Genomic DNA, 1299 nt, shown 5'->3' with positions numbered 1-1299 from the left:
GAGTTCCTACCCTGGAACCTGGCCGATCAGGTGACGGAACTGACCCAGCCGTTGGCGGCTTGAGGCTGTCACGACGGTAACCGTCGGACGCTTACCTTGGAACGCAAAGCCGAGAAACTGAAAGCTAAGGTCGAACATCAAGCCAAGGTAACCGCGTTACTGGTCCAATTGACAGGCCCGACGACACATACCTGTTCGACCGCTGGGTGAGTCTGGAACTGGCGAAGCGGAAGGAATCCAGCCGAAACGAATTGATCCGATCCTTCGAAAAGGACGTGCTCCCGGTCCTCGGCCAGCTTCCCGCCGAGGGCGTGACCAAGGCGCATGTCATGAAAGTGCTGGATAACATCCTCGCCCGTGGCGCTCACCGGTTAGCGAATCGCACTCTGTCGGAAATGCGGCAGATGTTCGGTTTCGGCTATGCCCGCGACATCGTGAAGAACGACCCGACGCACCGTCTCAAGAAGGAGGACATCGGCGGGAAGGAAACCGAGCGCGACCGGGTGCTATCCGAAGATGAAATCCGCGAACTGGCCCGAAAGATTCCCGGCGCCAATCTCTACCGACCGTCCGAGTGCGCAATCTGGATCATGCTGTCCACCGGTTGTCGGGTGGGCGACCTGATGAAAGCGACTTGGGACGAAATCGACTTCGAGGCGCGGACCTGGACCTTCACCCCGGAGAAGGACAAGACCCATATCAAGCGCACCCATACGGTTTTCCTGTCCGACTTCGCCTTGCGCCAATTCGAGCGGTTGCGCGAAGTGACCGGTTCAAGTCCGTGGCTGTACCCGGACAATTCGGGTACCAAGCCGGTGTGCAAGAAATCGATCACCAAACAGGTGGGCGACCGCCAGCGCACCGAGGCCTTGAAGAATCGCAGCAAGCTGACCGGTGCCCTGTTGCTGTCCGGCGGCCCCTGGACGCCCCACGATTTGCGCCGCACCTGCACCACGCTGATGGAGGAGCTTGGCGTCCTGCCGGACATGGCCCACCTTTGCACCTACCACCTTGAGCAGGACCGCATTAAGCGAACCTATAACCGCTCGAAGCAACAGGCGGCACAAGCAGAGGCGTGGCGGTTATTGGGGGAGCGGCTCGACCTATTAACCCGAGACGATGCCGATAACATAGTAACTCTGCGGCGAAGGGCGTCCTGAATCCGTTCAGTCGAGAGCTGGGTGAAGCCTCATCTTTCCATAAAACTTCCTGATTAGCGATGAACTTCAGCCAAGCGAATTTGCCACTCGGGTCGAGGCTTAGCGAACGCCGCGGCGCGCGCCAGCCGTTGAAGCAGGG

The 1299-nt window shown here is 59.4% G+C and carries 1 protein-coding gene; it reads left to right on the top strand.

Annotated elements, in window-relative coordinates; genetic code table 11:
- Positions 1-206: 206 nt before the first annotated feature.
- Complete coding sequence (locus JOD69_RS24470) at positions 207-1160, top strand: site-specific integrase (RefSeq protein ID WP_086132764.1); 954 nt, start codon at positions 207-209, stop codon at positions 1158-1160.
- The last annotated feature ends 139 nt before the right edge of the window (positions 1161-1299 follow it).

Source organism: Methylocaldum sp. RMAD-M, from assembly GCF_017832375.1.
Classification (GTDB): domain Bacteria; phylum Pseudomonadota; class Gammaproteobacteria; order Methylococcales; family Methylococcaceae; genus Methylocaldum.
The sequence above is the reverse complement of the archived record's forward strand: the minus strand, read 5'-3'. Positions and strand labels throughout refer to the sequence as shown.